Origin of the sequence: Burkholderia sp. JP2-270 (genome assembly GCF_003233675.1) — a bacterium.
In the GTDB taxonomy this organism is placed as follows: Bacteria; Pseudomonadota; Gammaproteobacteria; order Burkholderiales; family Burkholderiaceae; genus Burkholderia; species Burkholderia pyrrocinia_C.
In genome coordinates this window covers 495,772-516,273 of the sequence record NZ_CP029825.1, presented here as the reverse complement: position 1 = coordinate 516,273, position 20,502 = coordinate 495,772, and the positions used below count along the sequence as shown (strand labels likewise).

Annotated in this window: 18 protein-coding genes and 1 pseudogene; 16 read left to right on the top strand and 3 right to left on the bottom strand. The window is 67.9% G+C overall.

Annotated elements, in window-relative coordinates; translation table 11 throughout:
* Positions 1 to 76: 76 nt before the first annotated feature.
* Complete coding sequence (locus tag DM992_RS19980) at positions 77 to 1,582, top strand: amino acid permease (RefSeq protein WP_111018319.1); 1,506 nt, start codon at positions 77 to 79, stop codon at positions 1,580 to 1,582.
* 52 nt (positions 1,583 to 1,634) lie between these two features.
* On the opposite strand, the gene DM992_RS19975 is transcribed toward DM992_RS19980, so the two are convergent.
* Positions 1,635 to 2,318: a phospholipase gene (locus tag DM992_RS19975; RefSeq protein WP_111018318.1), complete on the bottom strand. Its 684-nt coding sequence runs from the start codon at positions 2,316 to 2,318 to the stop codon at positions 1,635 to 1,637.
* A gap of 261 nt (positions 2,319 to 2,579) precedes the next feature.
* Between DM992_RS19975 and DM992_RS19970 the strand changes: the two genes are divergently transcribed.
* The 10 genes and pseudogenes from DM992_RS19970 to DM992_RS19920 all read left to right on the top strand — a co-directional run bounded on the left by DM992_RS19970 (position 2,580) and on the right by DM992_RS19920 (position 10,693).
* Positions 2,580 to 2,774 carry an AbrB/MazE/SpoVT family DNA-binding domain-containing protein gene (locus tag DM992_RS19970; protein WP_111018317.1) on the top strand — a complete coding sequence of 65 codons (195 nt, stop codon included), beginning with the start codon at positions 2,580 to 2,582 and terminating at the stop codon, positions 2,772 to 2,774.
* A pseudogene (locus DM992_RS43520) lies at positions 2,758 to 2,946 on the top strand (PIN domain-containing protein); the annotation flags it as partial. The gene DM992_RS19970 and the pseudogene DM992_RS43520, both read left to right, overlap by 17 nt.
* Before the next feature lie 431 nt (positions 2,947 to 3,377).
* On the top strand, positions 3,378 to 5,762 hold the full coding sequence (locus tag DM992_RS19955; RefSeq protein ID WP_111018315.1) for an MCP four helix bundle domain-containing protein: 2,385 nt from the start codon (positions 3,378 to 3,380) through the stop codon (positions 5,760 to 5,762).
* Between the two features lie 22 nt (positions 5,763 to 5,784).
* Positions 5,785 to 6,513: a methyl-accepting chemotaxis protein gene (locus DM992_RS19950; protein WP_111020307.1), complete on the top strand. Its 729-nt coding sequence runs from the start codon at positions 5,785 to 5,787 to the stop codon at positions 6,511 to 6,513.
* A complete protein-coding gene (locus tag DM992_RS19945; protein WP_111018314.1) occupies positions 6,510 to 7,082 on the top strand; it encodes a hypothetical protein in 573 nt (190 codons plus the stop codon). Before DM992_RS19950 ends, DM992_RS19945 begins: the two co-directional genes overlap by 4 nt.
* Positions 7,083 to 7,104: 22 nt before the next feature.
* A complete protein-coding gene (locus DM992_RS19940; RefSeq protein ID WP_111018313.1) occupies positions 7,105 to 8,064 on the top strand; it encodes a chemotaxis protein CheX in 960 nt (319 codons plus the stop codon).
* A gap of 36 nt (positions 8,065 to 8,100) precedes the next feature.
* The gene (locus DM992_RS19935) at positions 8,101 to 8,466 is read left to right on the top strand and encodes a response regulator (protein ID WP_006486240.1); all 366 of its coding nucleotides are present in this window, start codon (positions 8,101 to 8,103) and stop codon (positions 8,464 to 8,466) included.
* A 257-nt stretch (positions 8,467 to 8,723) separates the two neighbouring features.
* A complete protein-coding gene (locus DM992_RS19930; protein WP_111018312.1) occupies positions 8,724 to 9,296 on the top strand; it encodes a hypothetical protein in 573 nt (190 codons plus the stop codon).
* 10 nt (positions 9,297 to 9,306) lie between these two features.
* Positions 9,307 to 9,759, top strand: coding sequence for a DUF3592 domain-containing protein (locus DM992_RS19925; RefSeq protein WP_034179837.1), 453 nt, complete (start codon positions 9,307 to 9,309; stop codon positions 9,757 to 9,759).
* A 139-nt stretch (positions 9,760 to 9,898) separates the two neighbouring features.
* Positions 9,899 to 10,693, top strand: a complete 795-nt coding sequence (locus DM992_RS19920; protein WP_111020306.1) for an enoyl-CoA hydratase — start codon at positions 9,899 to 9,901, stop codon at positions 10,691 to 10,693.
* A 166-nt stretch (positions 10,694 to 10,859) separates the two neighbouring features.
* Here DM992_RS19920 and alr read toward each other — a convergent pair whose 3' ends face one another.
* On the bottom strand, positions 10,860 to 11,981 hold the full coding sequence (alr, locus tag DM992_RS19915; RefSeq protein ID WP_111018311.1) for an alanine racemase: 1,122 nt from the start codon (positions 11,979 to 11,981) through the stop codon (positions 10,860 to 10,862).
* Between the two features lie 301 nt (positions 11,982 to 12,282).
* On the opposite strand from alr, the gene DM992_RS19910 reads away from it, so the two are divergent.
* On the top strand, positions 12,283 to 12,654 hold the full coding sequence (locus tag DM992_RS19910; protein WP_111018310.1) for an MAPEG family protein: 372 nt from the start codon (positions 12,283 to 12,285) through the stop codon (positions 12,652 to 12,654).
* Between the two features lie 43 nt (positions 12,655 to 12,697).
* Here DM992_RS19910 and DM992_RS19905 read toward each other — a convergent pair whose 3' ends face one another.
* Positions 12,698 to 13,645 (bottom strand): LysR family transcriptional regulator, encoded by a 948-nt coding sequence (locus DM992_RS19905; protein WP_111018309.1) that lies wholly within the window; start codon positions 13,643 to 13,645, stop codon positions 12,698 to 12,700.
* 120 nt (positions 13,646 to 13,765) lie between these two features.
* Here DM992_RS19905 and DM992_RS19900 point away from each other — a divergent pair, with 120 nt between their 5' ends.
* From DM992_RS19900 to DM992_RS19885, 4 genes are all read left to right on the top strand, one after another.
* Positions 13,766 to 17,305: an ABC transporter ATP-binding protein gene (locus DM992_RS19900; RefSeq protein WP_111018308.1), complete on the top strand. Its 3,540-nt coding sequence runs from the start codon at positions 13,766 to 13,768 to the stop codon at positions 17,303 to 17,305.
* 187 nt (positions 17,306 to 17,492) lie between these two features.
* Entirely contained in the window at positions 17,493 to 18,542 is a 1,050-nt protein-coding gene (locus tag DM992_RS19895; protein ID WP_111018307.1) for a C45 family peptidase, read from the top strand.
* Positions 18,543 to 18,557: 15 nt separating this feature from the next.
* Complete coding sequence (locus DM992_RS19890) at positions 18,558 to 19,892, top strand: aspartate aminotransferase family protein (protein WP_111018306.1); 1,335 nt, start codon at positions 18,558 to 18,560, stop codon at positions 19,890 to 19,892.
* A 36-nt stretch (positions 19,893 to 19,928) separates the two neighbouring features.
* A complete protein-coding gene (locus DM992_RS19885) occupies positions 19,929 to 20,483 on the top strand; it encodes a carboxymuconolactone decarboxylase family protein (protein WP_111018305.1) in 555 nt (184 codons plus the stop codon).
* The last annotated feature ends 19 nt before the right edge of the window (positions 20,484 to 20,502 follow it).

The window sequence follows — 20,502 nt, the reverse complement described above, 5'->3', positions numbered from 1 at the left end:
CGCCGGCGGCCTGCGCGCGACCGTTCAAAAAGCGCCCCGGAGCGGGGCGCGACACATCAATAAACGGAGACACAACATGAAACACACCAGCGAGCGGCCGGCCGAAACGGCCGGCGGCGCGGATTCCCGTCATGCCGATCCCGACGCGATGTTCGCATCGCACGAAGCCGGTTATGCGAAGCATTTGAAGCCGCGGCACGTGCAGATGATCGCGATGGGCGGTGCGATCGGCACCGGCCTCTTTCTTGGCGCGGGCGGGCGCCTGCAAAGCGCGGGGCCCGCACTGGCGCTCGTGTATCTCGTCTGCGGCGTGTTCGCGTTCCTGATCATGCGCGCGCTCGGCGAGCTCGTGATGCACCGGCCGACCAGCGGCAGCTTCGTGTCGTATGCGCGGGAGTTCATGGGCGAGCGCGCGTCGTTCGTCGCGGGCTGGATGTACTACCTGAACTGGGCGACGACCGGCATCGTCGATATCACCGCGGTCGCGATCTACATGAAGTACTGGGCCGTGTTCACGGACGTGCCGCAATGGGTATTCGCACTCGGCGCGCTCGGGATCGTGTCGGTGATGAACATGATCGGCGTGAAGGTGTTCGGCGAGATGGAGTTCTGGTTCTCGCTCGTCAAGGTGGGCACGCTCGCGGTGTTCCTCGCGGTCGGCGCCGTGTTCCTCGCGAGCGGCCATCCGGTCGCCGGCCAGATGCCGGGGCTTCATCTCGTCGCGGATCACGGCGGGATCTTTCCGCACGGCATCCTGCCGGCCGTGCTGATCGTGCAGGGCGTCGTGTTTGCGTATGCCAGCATCGAGCTCGTCGGCGTCGCGGCGGGCGAGACGGCCGATGCGCGCAAGGTGCTGCCGAAGGCCATCAACGGCGTGATGTGGCGCATCGCGCTGTTCTACGTCGGTTCGGTCGTGCTGTTGACGCTGCTGCTGCCGTGGACCGCATACAGCGCGCACGAAAGCCCGTTCGTGACGTTCTTCGGCAAGCTCGGTGTGCCGTACGTCGGCACGGTGATGAACGTCGTGGTGCTGACCGCCGCGCTGTCGAGCCTGAATTCGGGCCTCTATTCGACGGGGCGAGTGCTGCGCTCGCTCGCGATGGGCGGGTCGGCGCCGCGCTTCGTGGCGCGGATGAACGCGCGCGGCGTGCCGTACGGCGGGATCCTGATCACGGTCGCGATCAATGCGATCGGCGTGCCGCTGAACTACATCGTGCCGGCCCAGGCGTTCGAGATCGTGCTGAACATGGCGTCGCTCGGGATCATCACGACGTGGGGCTTCATCGTGATGAGCCAGATCCTGTTCCGCCGCGCGGTCGATCGCGGCGAACTGAAGGCCGTGTCGTTCCGGATGCCCGGCGCGCCGTTCACGTCGTGGCTCACGCTCGCATTCCTCGTCGGCGTGCTGGTGCTGATGGCGTTCGACTACCCGGGCGGCACGTGGACCGTCGCGACGATTCCGGTTGTCGTGGTCGCGTTGGTCATCGGCTGGAAGCTCGCGAAGCGCGGTGCCGAGCGTGAGCGGGCGGTTGCCGCGCCGGCGGCCGTGCGCGCCGTCGCAGATCCTGCGCAGAACGCGTGACGGTACGCGCCGGGGGCGCCGGTCCGTTCGCGGGCCGGCTTCACCAGTGCGGTCAGTTCAATCCGGTGCGTTCGCCGACCCATCGGCCGAAATCGGCGGCCATTTCCCTGGTCAGTTCGTGGCCGGCTGCGTACAGCCGCGTGTCGTGCGCGACGCCGAGCGCCGTGAGCTTTGCATCGGCGGTGTCGGCCCATGCGACGGGCAGCTTGTCGTCGAAGCGGCCGTGCACGATCAGCGCGCGCAACGGGCGAAGCGCATCGCGCGGCGCGATCAGCGGATCGATTTCCGGCAGGATGCGTCCGCACAGCACGGCGAACGCGGCGACGTCGGCCGGCGACGTGAGGCCGACGCTCGCGCTCATGATGCCGCCCTGGCTGAAGCCGGCGATCACGGCCGGCAGCGCGGAGCCCGCGCCGTCCCGCGCGCGGAATGCGCGCAGCAGCGCAATCAACTGGAGGCGGCTGGCGTCCGCGCGGGCCGCATCGATTTCGGGGCCGTTCGGGCCGAAACGCACCGGAAACCACGCGTGCTGGTCGGGGCCGAAGGTCAGCGGGCCGCGCACGAACGCGATCTCGACGCGCGGATCGATCACATCGGCAACGTTCAGCAGGTTGGTCTCGTTGCCGCCGACGCCATGCAGCAGCAACAGGCGGGCGGCGGGGCGGCCGGCAGCCGGGCGCAGCCGGTACTGGAGGCCCGAATCGGGATCGGTGGTCAGCGGCAGGACGTCGGTCATCGCGTGGGTCCGGAAAGGGAACGAATGCGACAGTCTAGAGCGTGCGGACGGGGAGGTGAATCGTCGGGTGGCGATTGATTGTTTCCTGGCAGGAATGAATTCGGCTACGGTTCATATCGAGGGACAGATTGCTGATATCGCGACGCACAGCGCGCGCAGAAGGCAGAATCATTCACTGACGACAGGCCAATCGGACGACTCGTCATCCTCATGAGCAGTTGATAAAACAGATACATTCTGTAGATACGTTAGGGCGCGAAGATGGATATTGCCAAGATCTTCAAGCATGGCGGATCGCAGGCCGTCCGGCTGCCGAAGGATTTCCGCTTCGACACGACCGAGGTCAGGATTCGCCGCCACGGAGCGTCCGTCATTCTCGAGCCGATGCCGCGAGACTGGGCATGGCTGACGCCGCTGATCGGTCCGGTCGACGCCGGCTTCGAGACATGCCGGTGAAATTCGGGCTCATCTGATCGCGGCCGGTACGCCGATCGACCCTTACGACGCATTGATCGCAGGGCAGGCGCGCGCCCGGCAACTGGTGCTTGTCACGCATAACATCCGGGAATTCGAGCGTGTCCCGGGGCTGCAAGTCGAAGACTGGCTCGCTGTGCCGCGCGAAGGCTGAACGGTATGCCGTGCATGTTCGGATCTGCTGCGGGGAGGGGTTCGCGCCCACGCATTGACGAATCTGCTTACTGAACGACGCATCGATTATAGAAAAATTCCGAAACGAATCGATTAGCCGATAATGCGCAAACGTTTTACCGATATTCAATAAGATCGAATTGCCGGGGTGCGAATAAAACAATGAATATCCGCTACTCCGCAGATTCGGCAAAGCCTGCAGCCGCATCGGTGCTGGGGCCCGGTAATTAACGGCAAACCAGCGAAAAACTTTAGGTCTCTCCTGCTGCAATTAATCATTCCAATTTCCTCAATGATCGATTGATTAACGGTCATCGGACAGTCATACACCATCCCCGATAATTCGGCGCTCACATTCTTTCATTAGACCAATGGGCGGTCGAAGCCGGATCGCTGCGGGGAGCTGTACTCATGACCATCCGTCATCGCATTACGCTGCTAGTCGTCCTGACGTTCTTCGCGCTGTCCGCGATCGGCATCTATGCCGTGTACCAGACGCGCAAGAGCGCGTCCGAGGTGCGCCAGGTCACCCAGGGCATCGTGCCGAGCGCGCTCGCGTCGGCCGATCTCGTCGCCGATGTGAAGAACATCCAGATCGCGACGATGACGCTCGTCTACGCGCCCGACGCGAACACCGCCGCGCAGGCGCGCGACGAGCTGAAGGCGAAGCAGGCCGCGCTGCGCGCCGCGCTCGACGCGCAGGCGCAATCGGCGGTCGGCCGCGCGCAGGAAGGCCTCGTCGCGCAGGCGAAGGACAGCGCCGCGAACTATTTCGCGGCGATCGACGACACCGTCAGGATGAAGGCCGACGGCAAGGCCGAGATGGCGCAGGCCTACCTGTTCGCGAACGTCGCGCAGTATCGCGACGAACTCGAAAGCATCGTCGACACGCTGCGCGTCGAGAAGAACCGCCAGAAGGACGACGCGATCAGCGCGCTGAACGGGATGCTCGCGACGACGGCAACCGCGATCGCGGGCGTCGCGGGCACGGTGATCGTGCTGCTGACCGCGCTCGGCTTCGTGCTGTATCGCCAGATCACGCGTCCGCTGATCGGGATGCAGACGATGATGAGCGAGATCGCGACGAGCCAGGATTTCACGCGCCGCGTGCCGGTGGGCCGGATGGACGAGATCGGCCATTCGATCGTCGCGTTCAACGGGATGATCGAGAAGATCCAGGAGAACGCCGCGCAGCTCAAGCAGAAGACGGCGGACATCCAGGCGATGCTGCAGAACATGCAGCAGGGGATCCTGACCGTCGTCGAAGGCGGCGTCGTGCACGCGGAGTATTCGGCGTACCTCGAAACCATCTTCGAGACGAACGACATCGCCGGCCGCGACCTGATGGCGCTCGTGTTCGACGATTCGACGATCGGCGCCGACGCGCGCTCGCAGGTCGATGCGGCCGTGCACGCGTGCCTCGGCGAAGACAGCATGAACTTCGAATTCAACGCGCACCTGCTCGTCAACGAAGTCGCGAAGCGGATGCCGGACGGCCGCGAGAAATGGCTCGACCTGAGCTGGTCGGCAATCACCGACGAGACCGATACTGTCGTGCGCCTGATGCTGTGCGTGCGCGACGTGACCGAGATTCGCGAGCTGACCGCGCAGGCCGGCGAGCAGCAGCGCCGCCTCGAGATGATCGGCGAGATTCTGTCGATCAGCCAGGACAAGTTCCACGACTTCGTGCACAGCGCGAAGGGCTTCCTCAGCGAGAACGAGCGGATGATCCGCCAGCACGAGCGTGCCGACCACTCGATCGTCGCGGCGCTGTTCCGCAACATGCACACGATCAAGGGCAATGCGCGCACGTACAGCCTGCAGCACCTGACGAACATCGTCCACGAAGCGGAGCAGGCATACGAATCGCTGCGCCGTGCGGACGGCGGCCCCGAGTGGAACCGCGACGCGTTGATGGACGATCTGGCGCGCGTGCGCGAGGCCGTCGAACGCTACGCGACGATCAACTCCGTCACGCTCGGTCGCAGCGGCGAACCGGCGCAGGGCGGCGCCGATTACCTGATGGTCGAACGCGCGCACATCAGCGAAAGCCTGCGCGTGCTCGACGGCGCTGATCCGGCGAACGCGGCCGACTGGCATGCGGCACGCGATGCCGTGCGCCGTATGCTGAGCCAGCTCGGCACGCAAGGCATCGGCGATGCGCTCGGCGGCGTGATCGAGTCGCTGCCATCGCTTGCGGCCGAACTCGGCAAGCCGGCGCCCGTTGTGCATATCGACAGCCACGGCCATCGCGTGCGAAGCGAGATCGGCGCGACGCTGAAGAACGTGTTCATGCACCTGCTGCGCAATTCGATCGACCACGGGATCGAATCGTCCGAAGAGCGGCGCGCGGCCGGCAAGGCGGCGTCCGGCACGATCGACATCGCGGTCGGCGTCGGCGGCGGCGAGTTGTGGTTCGTGTTGAGCGACGACGGACGCGGCCTCGCGCTCGACCGGATTCGCGGCGTCGCGCGCGAGCGCGGGTGGATCGATGCCGGCAACGAAGCGGCGCTCACCGACGAAGCGGTGGCCGAGCTGATCTTCCGGCCCGGCTTCTCGACCGCGCACGCGGTAACCGAGGTGTCGGGCCGCGGCGTCGGCATGGACGCGGTGCGCAACTTCCTGAAGCGCGACGGCGGCGATATAGCGCTGCGCTTCACCGATGATCGCGTTGGCGCGCCGTATCGCGCGTTCGAGACGATCGTGTCGCTGCCGGCGCGCTTCGCGGCGGACGGTGCCGGTCACGGCGCCGCGCACGAGCGTGCGCGCATTGCAGACGTCGGCGCAGCGGAGTGATGGCGTGATCGTGCAGGCGTGGATGATCCAGATTGCCGCTGCGCTGGCGGGCGGCCTCGTCATCGCGGTGGCGGCGGCGGTCGTGTTTCGCGTGACGCGCAAGCGGCTCGTCGCGGCGATGGAACGCGACGCGCATGCGTTGCGCAGCGCGCTCGACGCGGCCACCGCGAGGGCGGCAGAAGCGGCGTCGGCACATGCCGAAGCCGCCGACGCATGGGCGCAACGCGAGGCGCAGCTCGAGGATGCGCTGGCGCGCGAGGCGTCCGCGGCCGGCACGCAGCGCGACGCGCTGCAGGCGCTGTCGGCCGACCGCGCCGCGCTCGCGCAGCATGCGATGAAGATCGCCGACGAAGCCGCGCGCCTGCGCGGGCTCGCCGGCACGTTCGAGCGCTGGCACGAGCAGATGATCTCGCTGACCACGCAGAACCAGGACATGCGCTCGAAGAACCAGGAACTGTCGGCGATCGTCGCGCACGTGTCGATCGTGTCGCTGAACGCATCGATCGAGGCGGCGCGCGCGGGCACGGCCGGGCGCGGCTTCTCGATCGTCGCGAGCGAGGTGCGCGGGCTGGCCGCGCGCTCGCAGCAGCTGTCGAACAGCTATCGCGACAGCCTGAACCGCAACGATCTCGTGACGGCCGCGACGTTCCAGGACATCCAGGCCGGCGGCAAGATGATCACGGCCGCGCTCGCGACCGTCGAGACGCTGGCCGGGCAACTGCACGCTCGGATCGAAGGAGCGGCGGCGTGATCAGCGCTCAGGCGAAAGCCGGCTTCGAGCGGATCTTCTTCGATGCGGCGCGCACGCGGCTCGCGTCCGGCGGCGCGTGCGACATCCGGCCGTCGGCAGGCGATGCGCACGATTCCGCGCGCGTGACTTCGCGATCGAAACCGAAGGTGCCCGAGTACGTCGTGGTACTGACGATATCGGCGATGCATTTCCGTCTGCTGCTCGCGCTGCGCTTCAGCGACGACGATGCGACGCGCGGCCATTTCGCCGGCCCGACGGCGGGCACCAGTGGGCAGCGGCCGCTGCCCGAAGCGTTCATGGAAGTCGCGAACCTGTGCTGCGGCGCGATCAACCAGGCGCTGACCGCGCCGTTTCCCGATCTCGGGATGTCGACGCCTTCCCTGCTGAGCGGCGCGAGTATCGACTGGCTGCCTGCGCTCGCACCCGATTACGTGGCCGCCTACGATCTGACGCTCGACGGCGACGTGCGGGTCGGCGCGACGCTGTGCGTGTGCGCGAACGCACCGGTCGATTTCCATGTGCCGGAAACGGCCGCGGTGGATACCGGCGGCGAACTCGAACTGTTCTGATCGACCATGAGGAACCCTTGAGATGACCGAAGACCAACCCGTCAGCAAGGTGCTCGTGCTCGACGACAGCCGCACGCATGCCGATGCGATCAAGCGTTTCTGCGACGAGCACAACCTGGTCGGCCTGACCGTGCGGCGCAGCCGGCTGCTGAAGGTGCTGCGCTCGAACATCGATCTCGGCGCGATCCTGCTCGCCGAAGATTACGGCGGCTCGCCGGTCGAGAGCGCGATCATCGCGACGCAGATCGATGCGCTGCGGCCCGAGCTGCCGATCATCCTGCGCCGCGAATCGCTTGCATCGCGCGACGGGCTGCCCGACGCGCTCGCGCGGGTGGCATGCGCGGCCTATGCCGCCGACGACATGACGCCGCTCGAGCGCGCGATCGACGAATACCTGTTCGGCCGCGACTACCCGAACGCGCTCGTGCGCGGCATCTCGGAGATCACCGAGGCGCGCATCGACAGCCTGTTTCCGGGCATGACGATCGAGCACGAAACGCCGTGCATCGTCCGCGACCAGATCATCTTCGGCGAAGTGTTCAGCCTGATCGCGCTCGAAAGCGCATGGTGCCGCGGCTACATGCTGCTGCAGACGAGCGAGCAGCCGCTGCTCGACATGATCGGCGGCACGCGCGAGGACGGCCGCGCTCCGGATTTCCGCGACGTGAACAGCGTGCTCGGCGAGCTGACCAACCTCGTGTGGGGCGCGTTCAAGAACCGCTATCTCGGCGATGCCGAGGCGCTCGCGCGCCATCCGGTGCAGGTGCCGCTCGTCGTCAATCACAAGCAGAAGTTCATCTCGTTCGGCGGCGACTGTCCGCAGCTCTGCTTCAAGTACCGGATGACCGACCCGGCATCGGGGCGCGCCGTCTGTCTCGACCAGCGTTTCGTGTTCAGTCTGAGCTGGTCGCCGGAGGATTTCCGCGAATCGGTGCCGGACGTGGGGCAGATGGTCGAGTCGGGCGAACTCGAACTGTTTTGAATTTTGAAGTCCGAAAGAAAGGAAGGGGAATACGACATGGCAAAGATTCTGGTGGTCGACGATTCGGGCACGGTGCGCGACGAGGTCGCGGGCTTCCTGCGCAATCACGGGCTCGACGTCGCGACGGCCGTCGACGGCAAGGACGGGCTCGCGAAGCTCAAGGCGACGCCCGGCGTGCGCCTCGTGATCAGCGACGTGAACATGCCGAACATGGACGGCCTGACGATGGTCGAGAAAATCCGCGGTGAACTGGCGAACACGGCGGTCAACGTCGTGATGCTGACGACAGAAAGCAGCCCGGCGATGAAGGAGCGCGGCAAGGCGGCCGGCGTGAAGGGCTGGATCGTGAAGCCGTTCAAGGGCGATGCGGTGCTCGACGCGCTGAAGAAGCTCGCGGGCTGACGCGCATCGGGCTGGAGCGGGCCCGATACCGGTACCGCGTTCAACGCTGCGGCCCGGGTTGCACGGCTGCTGCGCCGTCGCGCACATCAGGCTGCGGCAGACGATCGCGCGCGGCGGGCAGCGCTTGATGGTGGCGAATAGCGCGCGCAATTTACAGCGCACGGCGATATCCGTATCCTGCCGGATGCCGAGGGCGGCGTGCCTGCGCGTCATGCGCATCATGCCCGGCATCCGTAACAATCGGGAACGGGATTCCAATGAAAATCGAAATCGATCGGGCAGCGCCCGCGCGCGGCGCATGCGTGGCGCTGGTGGCCGCGCTGATGGGCGGATGTGCAAGCACCGGGCAGCAGGCCGCCGCCGACAGCGGTTCGTCGTACACCTGCAATCGTACGCAAGCCGACGGGCAGGTGTCGGCCGGAGGGGGAGCCAACGGTTGCTATTTCGTGCTGCACGATCCCGCGACGAAACGGGCGCTGCCGAATACGCGCTATGCATTTGCGCTTTACACGAGCGCGGCCCAGAACACCAAGGAACTCGAAGTCGAAGGCACGACCGACGAGAAGGGGCGCACGGCGTATGTGCGCTCCGCCGCGCCGATCGATGCTTCGCGCATGGTGCTCGTCAGCATGATCGGCGTCGGCCCGACCGCACGTATTCCGGTGCTGGTCCGGCCGACGGACGGCCGGCGCATCCCGTTCGCGGCTTACAAGGTCACGGGCTGCAACGGCCCGTACGAAGGTGTGACCGACGAAGCGGGGCACGGCGCGATGTACCGCTGCAAGACACCGTCGAAGATCGACGTGTCGTTCCATCAGTCACGCCCGTAGGGCTGGCGAGATGGTGCCCGAATCGGCGCGTGCGGCCGCGCAGCACATGGAGATGCTGATCGTGAAGGGCGTCTTCTTTGCCGTGGTGGGCACGTGCATGCTGATCGGCGTCGTCATGTATGCGCAATCGACGCGCGAGTTCCTGCGGACGTCGGTCGTCGTGCCGGGCCACGTCGTGAGGCTGAACGCGGGCCCGCATCATCCGGAGATCGCGTTCACGACGCTTGCGGGCGAGCATGTCGAATACCCGCAGGGCGGCGACGTCAGCGTGAAGGACGGCGCGACGGTCGAGGTGCGCTACGCGCCGGAGGCGCCCGCGATGACCGCGCGAATGAATACGTTCGGCGCGATCTGGGGCGACGTGCTGACCTTTGGTGTCATGGGTGCCGTTTTTTTCCTGGCCGGTATCGGGCACCTTTGGTCGGGCGTGCGTGCATGGCACAGCGGGCGCACGCGCGCTTGAGCGCCGGTGCCACGCGACTGGACTGGACGCCGCGCGGAATGTGGAGGACCATTTCACCGACATGCCGCGAACGCGCGTGCGCCATCGCCGCCCGTTCGTGCCGCACCGAATCCTGCCGAACCCCGTCGAGCGGAACATCATGGAACCCGATCAAGAGATTGCCGAGCCGATCCTGTTGCGCGAGGTGCGCGGCGGCGTCGTCACGCTGCGGCTGAACCGGCCGCAGCAGTTCAACGCGTTGTCCGAAGCGATGCTCGCGAGCCTGCACGACGCGTTCGGTGCGCTGGCAGCCGATCCGCACGTGCGCTGCGTCGTGCTGGCCGCGCAAGGCAAGGCGTTCTGCGCCGGCCACGACCTGCGGCAGATGCGCGGCAAGCCGGAACTCGACTACTACCGCTCGCTGTTCGCGCAGTGCAGCCGCGTGATGCTCGCGATGCGCGCGTTGCCGGTGCCGGTGATCGCGCGCGTGCACGGCATCGCGACGGCTGCCGGCTGCCAGCTCGTGGCCGCGTGCGACCTCGCCATCGCGGCGGATACCGCGCGTTTCGCGGTATCGGGCATCAACGTCGGGCTGTTCTGTTCGACGCCGGCCGTCGCGCTGAGCCGCAACGTCACGGCGAAGCGAGCGTTCGACATGCTCGTGACCGGGCGCTTCGTCGATGCGGCGACGGCCGCCGCGTGGGGGCTTGTCAACGAGGCCGTGCCCGAGGACGCGCTCGACGCGGCCGTTGCGCGCAAGGTCGCGGAGATCGTCGCGAAGAGCCCGGCCGCGGTGCGCTACGGCAAGCAGATGTTCTATCGCCAGCGCGAATTGCCGCTCGACGAAGCATATGCGTATGCGGGCGACGTGATGGCACGCAACATGATGGAAGAGGATGCGGGCGAAGGGATCGACGCGTTCCTCGAGAAGCGGAAGCCAACGTGGCGTTCGTAGTACGCCGCCGGACAGGCAGGTCGAGCGGAGCGGAAGTGCTGTAACAAACGCGTATTCTCCGGCTCGGGTTTCCCGTCCGCCGGAACGCAAACGAACCGCCCGAGGCGGCCCGCAAGTGACCTGGCATACGCTGCGACGCGGTAGCGCGCCGCAGCATCGCTCCCGGTCAGCGCCCGTAGCTTCCGGTCCGCAGCGCCGGCTGCGCGGTCGACGCGCCGGGCGGCACGATCACGACCGGCACACGGCGCGCCAGCGCGCACATCAGCTCGTAGCCGATCGTGCCGCTGGCTTCCGCGACGTCGTCCACCTTCACCTGGTCGCCCCACAGCTCGACACTCGACCCGATGCCCGCGTTCGGGCACGGCGCCAGGTCGACGGTCAGCATGTCCATCGACACGCGGCCGACGACGCGCGTCATCACGCCGTCCACCGCGATCGGCGTGCCGGTCGGCGCATGGCGCGGATAGCCGTCCGCGTAGCCGCACGCGACGACGCCGATCCGCATCGGCCGGTCGGCCGTGAAGCGGCGGCCGTAGCCGACGGTTTCGTCCGGCGACAGCGTCTGCACGCCGATGATCCTGCTCGTCAGCGTCATCGCGGCCATTAGCGGCGTGTCGGCGATATGCCGCGCCGTGCCCGTCGGCGACGCGCCGTACAGGATCGTGCCGGGCCGCACCCAGTCGCGGTGCGCGCGCGGATGCCACAGCACGGCCGCCGAATTCGACACCGAGCGCTCGCCTGGAATCCCGGCCGTGGTCGCGTCGAATTGATCGAGCTGCCAGTCGACCTCGCCTTCGTCGGCGTTCGCGAAATGCATCATCAGCGTGATCCTGCCGATCGACGGTGCGCTCGCCGCGCGTTCCCACGCGGCGCGGAACGCGGCGGGCCGGTAGCCGAGCCGGTTCATCCCGGAATTCATCTTGAGCTGGATGTCGATCGGCTGCTGCGGCTTCGCGGCGATCAGCAGGTCGAGCTGCTCGTCGCAGTGCACGGTCACCGTCAGCCGGTGGCGATCGGCCAGCTCGACGTCGGTCGGCTCGAAGATCCCTTCGAGCAGCAGCACGGGCTTGTCCCAGCCGAGTTCGCGCACGCGCACGGCTTCGTCGAGATCGAGCAGACCGATGCCGTCGGCGGCCGCGAGGCCCGGGTAGATCCGTTCGATGCCGTGGCCGTATGCGTTGGCCTTGATCACGGCCCACACGCGCGATTGCGCGGCGGTGCGGCGGATGAAGTCGAGGTTGTGGCGGACGGCGTCGGGGCGGATATGGGCGACGATGGGACGGGGCATGGCGATGGCTCGGGTCGGATGTCGTTCGGCGCGCGGCGGCGCGTCCGGATCGGCAGGCTGGCGCGGTTACGCGTCAAGCTAGTGTTGAGCGCTATCTTATTGGTGTTCGACCAGTTTTAATTAACGTATTTGTGGACGATTTGGTGGAAATTCGGGTGGCGGACTACGCTGACCGCGGCCGTTGGCGGCCCGTGCAGCCGAGTCTCCCGTCTAGAAAACCGGTGCGCGAACAGCACGGCGCGATGCTAAGCTCTCGGCGATCTTGTCATTGGACAATGTAACCATAAAGGAGGAGACTTTGATGACGACGTCCCAGCTGTGCCTGTTCATCGTGGCGCTGTTGCCGTTCCCGCTGACGTTCCTGGCCAAGGCGCGCAAGGGCTACGACAACCGTGCGCCGCGCGACTACCTGGCGAAACTCGAAGGCTGGCGCGCACGGGCGCAGGCCGCGCACCAGAACGCGTGGGAAGCGCTTGCGCTGTTCACGGCGGCGCTGGTGGTCGCGTGGCACAACGGCGCGAACGCGCATCACGTCGACCAGCTCGCGATGGGTTTCGTTGCGATCCGCGTCGTCTATACGCTGATGTACCTGCTGAACTGGGCGTCGCTGCGTTCGCTCGTGTGGTTCGCGGGGATGGCGTGCGTCGTCGCGCTGTTCTTCGCCACGCCGTGACCGGCCGGTGAGCAGGCGGTGCCGGCTTCGCGTGCCTGCACTGCTATGCGCCGCCCGCGCCGCGCGCGTGACTGTCGTTGGATGCGGGCGCAACGATCTTGGCGACGAACGGCGGCGCGTCCGCTTCGCGGCGCAGGAACGCGATCAGCGGATCGAGCAGGCGGTGCCGCGTCGACGGATGGCGGCGCAGCACGAAGCGCCATGACGCATCGCACTGGAGGCCCGGCACCAGCGGCACCAGACGCCCGCTGCGCAGTTCGGGCTCGATGAGCGGCACGCGGCCGAGCGCGATGCCCGCGCCGCCGAGTGCCGCGCCGATCACCTGGCTGAAACTGCTGTAACGGACGATCTTCGTTTCGAAATCGTCCGGCAGGCCGAACTCCGATGCCCAGTTGCGCCAGTCGATCTCGGGGCTGTTTTCGTGCATCTCCTGCAGCAGCCGCGAGCGGCACACATACCCCGATGCGTGCGGGTAGAGCTCGGGGCTGCATACCGGAAACACGGTCTCCCGCATCAGCACGTCGTCGTCGGCCCGCAGCCGGTTCGCGGGCACGTGCACGATCGCCAGATCGATGCCGCTGCGCGCGAAATCCGGTTCATCTTCGAGCACGACGGCATGCAGCGGCGTTTCGGGATGAAGCGACGAGAATTCCGCGAGACGGCGTGCGAGCCACATCGACGAAAACGGCGCATTGGCGGAAACGGTGAGCCGTTGCGCGGTGCCGCGAATCTCGGCGCAGGCGTCGGTCAGGCGCGACAGCGCATCGCTGACGGCCGGCAGCAGGCGTGCGCCGGCCGGCGTGAGGCCGATGCCGCCGAGCCCCGTGCTGCGTTCGAGCAGCCGCGCACCGAGCGACTCCTCGAGCGCGCGGATCTGGTGGCTGACCGCGCTGGTCGATACGCTCAGCTCGGCCGCCGCGCGCGCGAACCCGCCGAGGCGGATAGCTGCCTCGAAAGCACGCAGTGCGCTGAGGGGAGGAAGGTGCGACATGCGGGGTATTGTAGTTGACTCAACACCCGTTGAAAAATCATCTTTTGCCGCGCGCAGGCCGCGCGGGTAGCCTCGATCCGGTCAAGAAAAACCGCACCGAAACATCGACTGGAGGGCTTCATGTATTTCGACCGACGACTATGGGCAATGATGGCGGGATTGCGCGGGCGGGTGGCCGCGGCCGTCGCGCTCGGGCTGCTCGCGATGGGTGTCGGCATCCTCCGTTTCGTGTTTCTCGGCCGCGTGCTAGCGCTGGTCTTTTCCGGCGCGCCGGTGCGCAGCATCGTAGAAGCCGTCGTTGCAACGGCGGCCTGCGTGCTGCTGCGCGCATGGCTCGACCATCGCCGCACGGTGCTCGCGCAGCATACGGCGGGCCGCGTGCAGGCCACGCTGCGCGCGCGGCTGTTCGACCGGATCGCCGCACTCGGCCCCGCATGGTTCAGCGGCGAACGCACGGGCGGCGTGATGCTGGCCGTCGTCGACGGCGTCGAGCAGCTGCAGACCTTCTTCGGCGTCTACCTGCCGCAGCTCGTGATCGCCGCGTGCGCGCCGGTGATGATCTTCGCGGTGCTCGCGTGGTGGGACGCGCCGACGGCCGCGATCCTGCTGGTCGCGGCGCTCGTCACGCTCGCGCTGCCGCAGCTCGTGCATCGCGCCGACCGGCGCGCGGCGCTCGCACGCTCGGCCGCCTTCAAGGCATTCGGCGAGGAGTTTCTCGATGCGGTGCAGGGCCTGCCGACATTGAAGGCGTTCGGGCAGAGCACCGCGTTCGGCGCGAAGCTGGCCGCGAAGGCGCGCGCGCTGTCCGACAGCACGTTCTGGGTGCTCGCGCTCGGCCTGCTGACGCGGCTCTTCACCGATCTCGGCAGCGGCCTCGGCGCGGCCGCGGCTATCGCGGTCGGCGCGTGGCGCGTGCGGCACGGCGACATGAGCCTCGAGGCGCTGCTGATCGTGCTGATGGCCGGCAGCGAGATCTTCCGGCCGCTACGCGACCTGCGCGCGGTGCTGCATCAGGGGATGATCGGCCAGTCGGCGGCGAATGCGATCCACGCGCTGCTCGACGCGGGCAGCCACGCGCCGGCCGCCGACGCGCCGCGCGTGACGGGCTTGCGGCCGGAGATCGCGTTCGACCGCGTCAGCTTCGCGTATCCGGGGCGCCGTGCGGAAGCGCATGCGGCGCTGAGCTTCTCGGTTCGCGAAGGAGAGACGGTGGCGATCGTCGGCCCGAGCGGTGCGGGCAAGTCGACCATCGTGCGCCTGCTGCTGCGCCAGCACGATGCGCAGGGCGGCGCGATCCGCATTGGCGGCCATGACGTCCGCACGCTCGACGCCGACCAGGTGCGCGGGATGATCGCGGTCGTCGCGCAGGATGCGACGCTGTTCGACGGCAGCGTTGCCGACAACCTGCGGCTCGGCCGCCCCGACGCGAGCGACGCGGACATGATCGCGGCCGCGCGCGCCGCCAACGCGCACGATTTCATCTCGGCGCTGCCCGACGGTTATGCGACGCGCATCGGCGAACGCGGGCTGATGCTGTCGGGCGGCCAGCGCCAGCGCATCGCGATTGCCCGCGCACTGCTGCGCGATGCGCCGATCCTGCTGCTCGACGAGGCGCTGTCGTCGGTCGACGCGGAGAACGAAGCGCTGATCCAGCAGGCGCTCGACCGGCTCACGCGCGGGCGGACGACACTCGTGCTCGCGCACCGGCTGTCCAGCGTGATCGGCGCCGACCGCATCCTGGTGCTCGACCAGGGGCAGGTGGTCGACGAAGGGACGCACGCGGCGCTGATCGCGCGCGACGGCCCGTATCGCCGGCTGATGGGGCCGCAACTGGAGGCGGTCGCCGAATCGATCGGCGCGGCGACGACGGCCGGCGCCACCGCGCGTGCGTCGTCGGGCCCGCAGGTCAGGCCGCTGAACGACGACGCGGCGACGATCGGCTGGCCGGAAACGTTGCGGACGCTGCTGCGCTTCGTGCGTCCATGGAAGGGCAAGGTCGCGCTGACCGTGCTGTTCGGGATCGGCCGCGTGCTCGCGTTCATCGGCGTCGGCGTGATCGGCGCGCTGGTGGTCGGCGCCGTGTCGGCCGGTCACGCGAGCACCGCCCTCGTCGCGGCGCTGCTCGTGATCGCGCCGGTGGCGGCCGTGCTGCACTGGCTCGAATCGTGGCTCGCGCACGACATGGCATACCGGCTGCTCGCGGAAATGCGCATTGCGCTGTTCGCGACGCTCGAACGCCTCGCACCGGCCGGGCTGCTGCGCCGCCGCTCCGGCGATCTCGTCGCGCTCGCGACGCAGGACGTGGAGACGGTCGAGTATTTCTACGCGCATACGCTGGCGCCCGCGTTCGTCGCGGTGCTCGTGCCGGCCGGCGTGCTGGTGCTGCTCGCGTCGGTCGCGTGGCCGCTCGCGCTCGTGCTGCTGCCGTTCCTGCTGTGGGCGGGGCTGGCACCCGTGCTGGCCCGCCGCGACGTCGACCGGCTCGGCACCGGCGCGCGCGAAGCGCTCGGCCGGCTCGGCGCGCACCTGACCGAAACGATCCAGGGGCTCGCTGAGTTGACCGCGTTCCAGGCGATCGCGCGCCGGCGCGAAGCGTTCGTGGCCGAGGTCGATGCGTACCGCAAGCGGCGCGCGAAGCTGCTCGACGACCTGTCGACGCAAAGCGCCGCGCTGGAAATCGCGAGCGGGCTCGGCGGGCTGGCCGTCGCGGCGCTCGGTGCGCTGCTGTGCGCGCGCGGCTGGTTTCCGCGCGAGTCGTTGCCGCTGCTGGTGCTGGTCGCGGTGGCCGCGTTCATGCCGGTTGCCGAGATCGGCCAGGTCGCGCGCCAGCTCGCCGACACGATTGCGTCGACGCGACGGTTGCGCGCGCTCGAGAAGGAGCCCGTGACGGTAACGGATGGCACGCAGCCGATGTCCGGCGACCCGGCGGTGCGCTTCGAGGAAACGTGCTTCACGTATCCGGGCCGCAGCGTGCCCGCGATCGACCGCGTAAGCTTCGAGGTGCCGCCCGGCAGCACGGTCGCGCTGGTCGGCGCGTCGGGCGCCGGCAAGTCGACGGTCGCGAGCCTGCTGCTGCGCTTCTGGGATCCGCAGCAGGGCCGCGTGACGCTCGGCGGCGTCGACCTGCGCGATCTGCGGCTCGACGACCTGCGGCAGCATATCGCGCTCGTTGCGCAGGATACCTACCTGTTCAACGACACGCTCGAAGCGAACATTCGGCTCGCCGCGAGCGACGCGTCAGACGCGGACGTGCAGCGCGCGATCGATCATGCGGCGCTCGGCGAATTCGTCGCGCGGCTGCCGGACGGGCTCGCGACACGCGTCGGCGAGCGCGGCGTGCAGCTGTCGGGCGGGCAGCGCCAGCGTGTCGCGATCGCGCGCGCGTTCCTGAAGGATGCACCGGTGCTGATCCTCGACGAGGCGACGTCCCATCTGGACACGATCAGCGAGCAGCAGATCCGCGCGGCGCTGGAGGACCTGATGACGCAACGCACGTCGATCATCATTGCGCACCGGCTGTCGACCGTGCGCAATGCCGACACGATTCTCGTGATCGAGCAGGGCCGCGTCATCGAGGCGGGGCGTCATGCGGAACTGATGGCGCGGCAGGGCGCGTATGCGCGGCTCGTGTCGCATCAGGCGAGCGGGGTGGCGGCGTAACGGACCGGTGAGCGCGGCCGCATCCCATGTTGTCGGTGCATGGCTATTGACAACATATGTTGTGTGATTGTCTAATTCTTCATCGCGTGTTGCGAGCGACCGGCGACGGAGGTTCCGGCTTCATTTGACGGGCCGCGCCAGCCGGGCGCACGCTACACGCCACGGAATCCGACTCCTTTCGCCCGACATGCCGCTTTCCCTTACCCCCGTCATCGCCGGCACGCCGTTCGACATCGGCGTGCGCCTCGGCGAACTCGCCCGTCCCGTGTTCGATGCGTACATGCAGCAGAGCAGCGCGTGGCAGGCCGTGCGCCGCTGGCGCGGCCATCCGTTCGTCGGCGCGCTGCGGCAGGCCGCGCTGGCCGCATATCCCGATCTCGTCGCCGAACTGGACGGGATCGCGGCGGGCATCGGCTGGCCGGCCGAGGACATCTTCCTGTGGAACTGCCGCGGCGAGCTGATCCACAACGCGCCGGACGGCTGCACGACGCTCGCCGCGCGCGGCGCAGACGGTACGCGCTGGATCGCGCACAACGAGGACGGCGATCCGTTCCTGCGCGAGCGCTGTCTGCTCGTCGACGTGCAGCCGGCAGGCAAGCCGGGCTTCATCAGTTTCTACTACCCCGGTTCGCTGCCGGGCCATACGTTTGCCGCGAACCGCGCGGGCATCGCGCAGGCGATCAACAACCTGCGGATCCGCACACCGGCATCAGGCGTGCCGCGGATGATCCTCGCGCGCGCCGTGCTCGACGCGACGTCGCTCGACGCGGCGGCCGACGTGCTGCGCCTGCATCCACGCGCGGGCGGCTTTCATCACACGCTCGGCGCAACTGGCGATGCGCGGCTGCTGAGCATCGAAGCGAGCTCCGCGCGCTGTTCGGTGATCAATGTCGCGCGGCTCGCGGGCCATGCGAACCATCTCGTGCATCCCGGTTGTGAAGCGGAAGCGCAGATCGTCACGCAATCGTCGGCCGACCGCCAGCGACGCGTCGATGTGCTGACGCCCTGCATCGACGCTATCGACGAAGCCGCGCTGCTGCGCGTGCTCGGCGATCGCGCACCGGAAGGGCTGCCGATCTACCGCGACGACCCGGCCGACCCCGACGACGAGAACACACTCGCGACCGCGGTGTTCGCGATCGGCGCGGCGGCGATCGATTTCACCATTCACCAGCACGGCACGCAGCACTTCGCGACGCGCATCGTGCCGTCCGGGCGCGCGCACGGCGCGTCCTGATCCTTGAGGCAGCGCATGACGACCGTTTTCCACCGCGCCCCGCGCGCCACCTTGCCCGTCGCCGTCGCAGGCGACGGCATCGAGATCATCGACTCGACCGGCAAACGCTATATCGACGCATGCGGCGGCGCGGCCGTCTCGTGTCTCGGCCACAGCAACCAGCGCGTGATCGATGCGATCAAGCGCCAGGCGCAGCAACTGCCGTACGCACATACGTCGTTCTTCACGACCGACGTGGCCGAGGAACTGGCCGACCGGCTCGTCGACGGCGCGCCGGCCGGCCTCGAGCACGTGTATTTCGTGTCGGGCGGCTCCGAGGCGATCGAGGCCGCGCTGAAGCTCGCACGCCAGTATTTCGTCGAGAAGGGCGAGCCGCAGCGCCGCCATTTCATCGCGCGGCGCCAGAGCTATCACGGCAATACGCTCGGCGCGCTCGCGATCGGCGGCAACGCGTGGCGACGCGAGCCGTTCCTGCCGTTGCTGATCGAAGCGCATCACGTGAGCCCGTGTTATGCGTATCGCGACCAGCAGGCGGGAGAAACCGACGAGGCGTATGCGCGGCGCCTGGCGGACGAGTTGGAGCAGAAGATCGTCGAACTCGGCGCGGAAAACGTCGCGGCGTTTGTTGCGGAAACGGTGGTGGGCGCAACGGCCGGCGCGGTGCCGCCGGTGCGCACATACCTGAAGAAGATTCGCGCGGTGTGCGACAAATACGGTGTACTGCTGATCCTCGACGAGATCATGTCGGGGATGGGGCGCACGGGCTACCTGTACGCATGCGATGAAGACGGCGTCGCGCCCGACCTGCTGACGATCGCGAAAGGGCTCGGCGCGGGCTACCAGCCGATCGGCGCGACGCTCGTCAGTGACCGCATCTACCGGACGATCGTCGACGGGTCGGGCTTCTTCCAGCACGGCCACACGTACCTCGGCCATGCGACCGCGTGCGCGGCCGCGCTCGAGGTGCAGCGCGTGATCGCCGAAGAGAAGCTGCTCGACAACGTGAAGGCGCGCGGTGAGCAGTTGCGCGCGTCGTTGCGCGAGCATTACGGCACGCATCCGCATGTCGGCGACGTGCGCGGCCGCGGGCTGTTCGTCGGCGTCGAGCTCGTACGCGATCGCGACAGCAAGACGACCTTCGATCCCGCGCTGAAGTTGCATGCGGCGGTCAAGCGCGAAGCGATGCAGCGCGGCCTGATGGTATATCCGATGGGCGGGACGATCGACGGTGTCCACGGCGATCACATCCTGATTGCGCCGCCGTTCATCTGCACCGCGCAGCAGATCGATACGATCGTCGAGCGGCTGTCGGGCGCGATCGACGCGGCGCTCGCCGTGGCCGGCGCGTGACGGCATCGATGCACTGAACCTCACCGGATCATCACCATGACAGACAGACTGCCGCCGTTCGATCCCGCGTCGGCCACCGATGCACAGAAGGCCGTGCTGGCCGACATACTCAGCGGCCCGCGCGGCAACCTGAACGGGCCGTTTCTCGGCTGGATCGCAAGCCCCGAGCTGGCCCAGCACGCGCAGAAGCTTGGTGCATTCTGCCGTTACCGCACCGGCCTGCCGCTGCGGCTGTCGGAACTCGCGATTCTCGTGACGGCCGCGCGCTGGCGCTCGCAGGCCGAGTGGCACATCCATCATCCGATCGCGCTCGACGCGGGCGTACCTGCCGCGACGGCCGATGCGATCCGGCGCGGCGTCGAACCCGCATTCGAATCGGACGACGATGCGTTGATCCATGCGTTCGCGAGCGAGCTGTACGACACGCGGCGCGTCAGCGACGCGACGTTCGCGCGTGCGCAGGCCCGCTTCGGTCACGAAACCGTCGTGAATCTCGTTGCGCTGCTCGGCTACTACGCGCTGGTCGCGATGACGCTCAACACGTTCGGCATGCGTGCGGACGGGCAAGCCGATTTGCCGTTTCCGGAGTAATCGACGTGCATTGACCGTG

What these genes read in the sequence shown, in the direction of transcription:
- DM992_RS19980 (WP_111018319.1), top strand. Translation starts at nt 77, where the DNA reads ATGAAACACACCAGCGAGCGGCCGGCCGAAACGGCCGGCGGCGCGGAT.
- DM992_RS19975 (WP_111018318.1), bottom strand. Translation starts at nt 2,318, where the DNA reads ATGACCGACGTCCTGCCGCTGACCACCGATCCCGATTCGGGCCTCCAG.
- DM992_RS19970 (WP_111018317.1), top strand. Translation starts at nt 2,580, where the DNA reads ATGGATATTGCCAAGATCTTCAAGCATGGCGGATCGCAGGCCGTCCGG.
- DM992_RS19955 (WP_111018315.1), top strand. Translation starts at nt 3,378, where the DNA reads ATGACCATCCGTCATCGCATTACGCTGCTAGTCGTCCTGACGTTCTTC.
- DM992_RS19950 (WP_111020307.1), top strand. Translation starts at nt 5,785, where the DNA reads ATGATCCAGATTGCCGCTGCGCTGGCGGGCGGCCTCGTCATCGCGGTG.
- DM992_RS19940 (WP_111018313.1), top strand. Translation starts at nt 7,105, where the DNA reads ATGACCGAAGACCAACCCGTCAGCAAGGTGCTCGTGCTCGACGACAGC.
- DM992_RS19935 (WP_006486240.1), top strand. Translation starts at nt 8,101, where the DNA reads ATGGCAAAGATTCTGGTGGTCGACGATTCGGGCACGGTGCGCGACGAG.
- DM992_RS19930 (WP_111018312.1), top strand. Translation starts at nt 8,724, where the DNA reads ATGAAAATCGAAATCGATCGGGCAGCGCCCGCGCGCGGCGCATGCGTG.
- DM992_RS19925 (WP_034179837.1), top strand. Translation starts at nt 9,307, where the DNA reads ATGGTGCCCGAATCGGCGCGTGCGGCCGCGCAGCACATGGAGATGCTG.
- DM992_RS19920 (WP_111020306.1), top strand. Translation starts at nt 9,899, where the DNA reads ATGGAACCCGATCAAGAGATTGCCGAGCCGATCCTGTTGCGCGAGGTG.
- alr (WP_111018311.1), bottom strand. Translation starts at nt 11,981, where the DNA reads ATGCCCCGTCCCATCGTCGCCCATATCCGCCCCGACGCCGTCCGCCAC.
- DM992_RS19910 (WP_111018310.1), top strand. Translation starts at nt 12,283, where the DNA reads ATGACGACGTCCCAGCTGTGCCTGTTCATCGTGGCGCTGTTGCCGTTC.
- DM992_RS19905 (WP_111018309.1), bottom strand. Translation starts at nt 13,645, where the DNA reads ATGTCGCACCTTCCTCCCCTCAGCGCACTGCGTGCTTTCGAGGCAGCT.
- DM992_RS19900 (WP_111018308.1), top strand. Translation starts at nt 13,766, where the DNA reads ATGTATTTCGACCGACGACTATGGGCAATGATGGCGGGATTGCGCGGG.
- DM992_RS19895 (WP_111018307.1), top strand. Translation starts at nt 17,493, where the DNA reads ATGCCGCTTTCCCTTACCCCCGTCATCGCCGGCACGCCGTTCGACATC.
- DM992_RS19890 (WP_111018306.1), top strand. Translation starts at nt 18,558, where the DNA reads ATGACGACCGTTTTCCACCGCGCCCCGCGCGCCACCTTGCCCGTCGCC.
- DM992_RS19885 (WP_111018305.1), top strand. Translation starts at nt 19,929, where the DNA reads ATGACAGACAGACTGCCGCCGTTCGATCCCGCGTCGGCCACCGATGCA.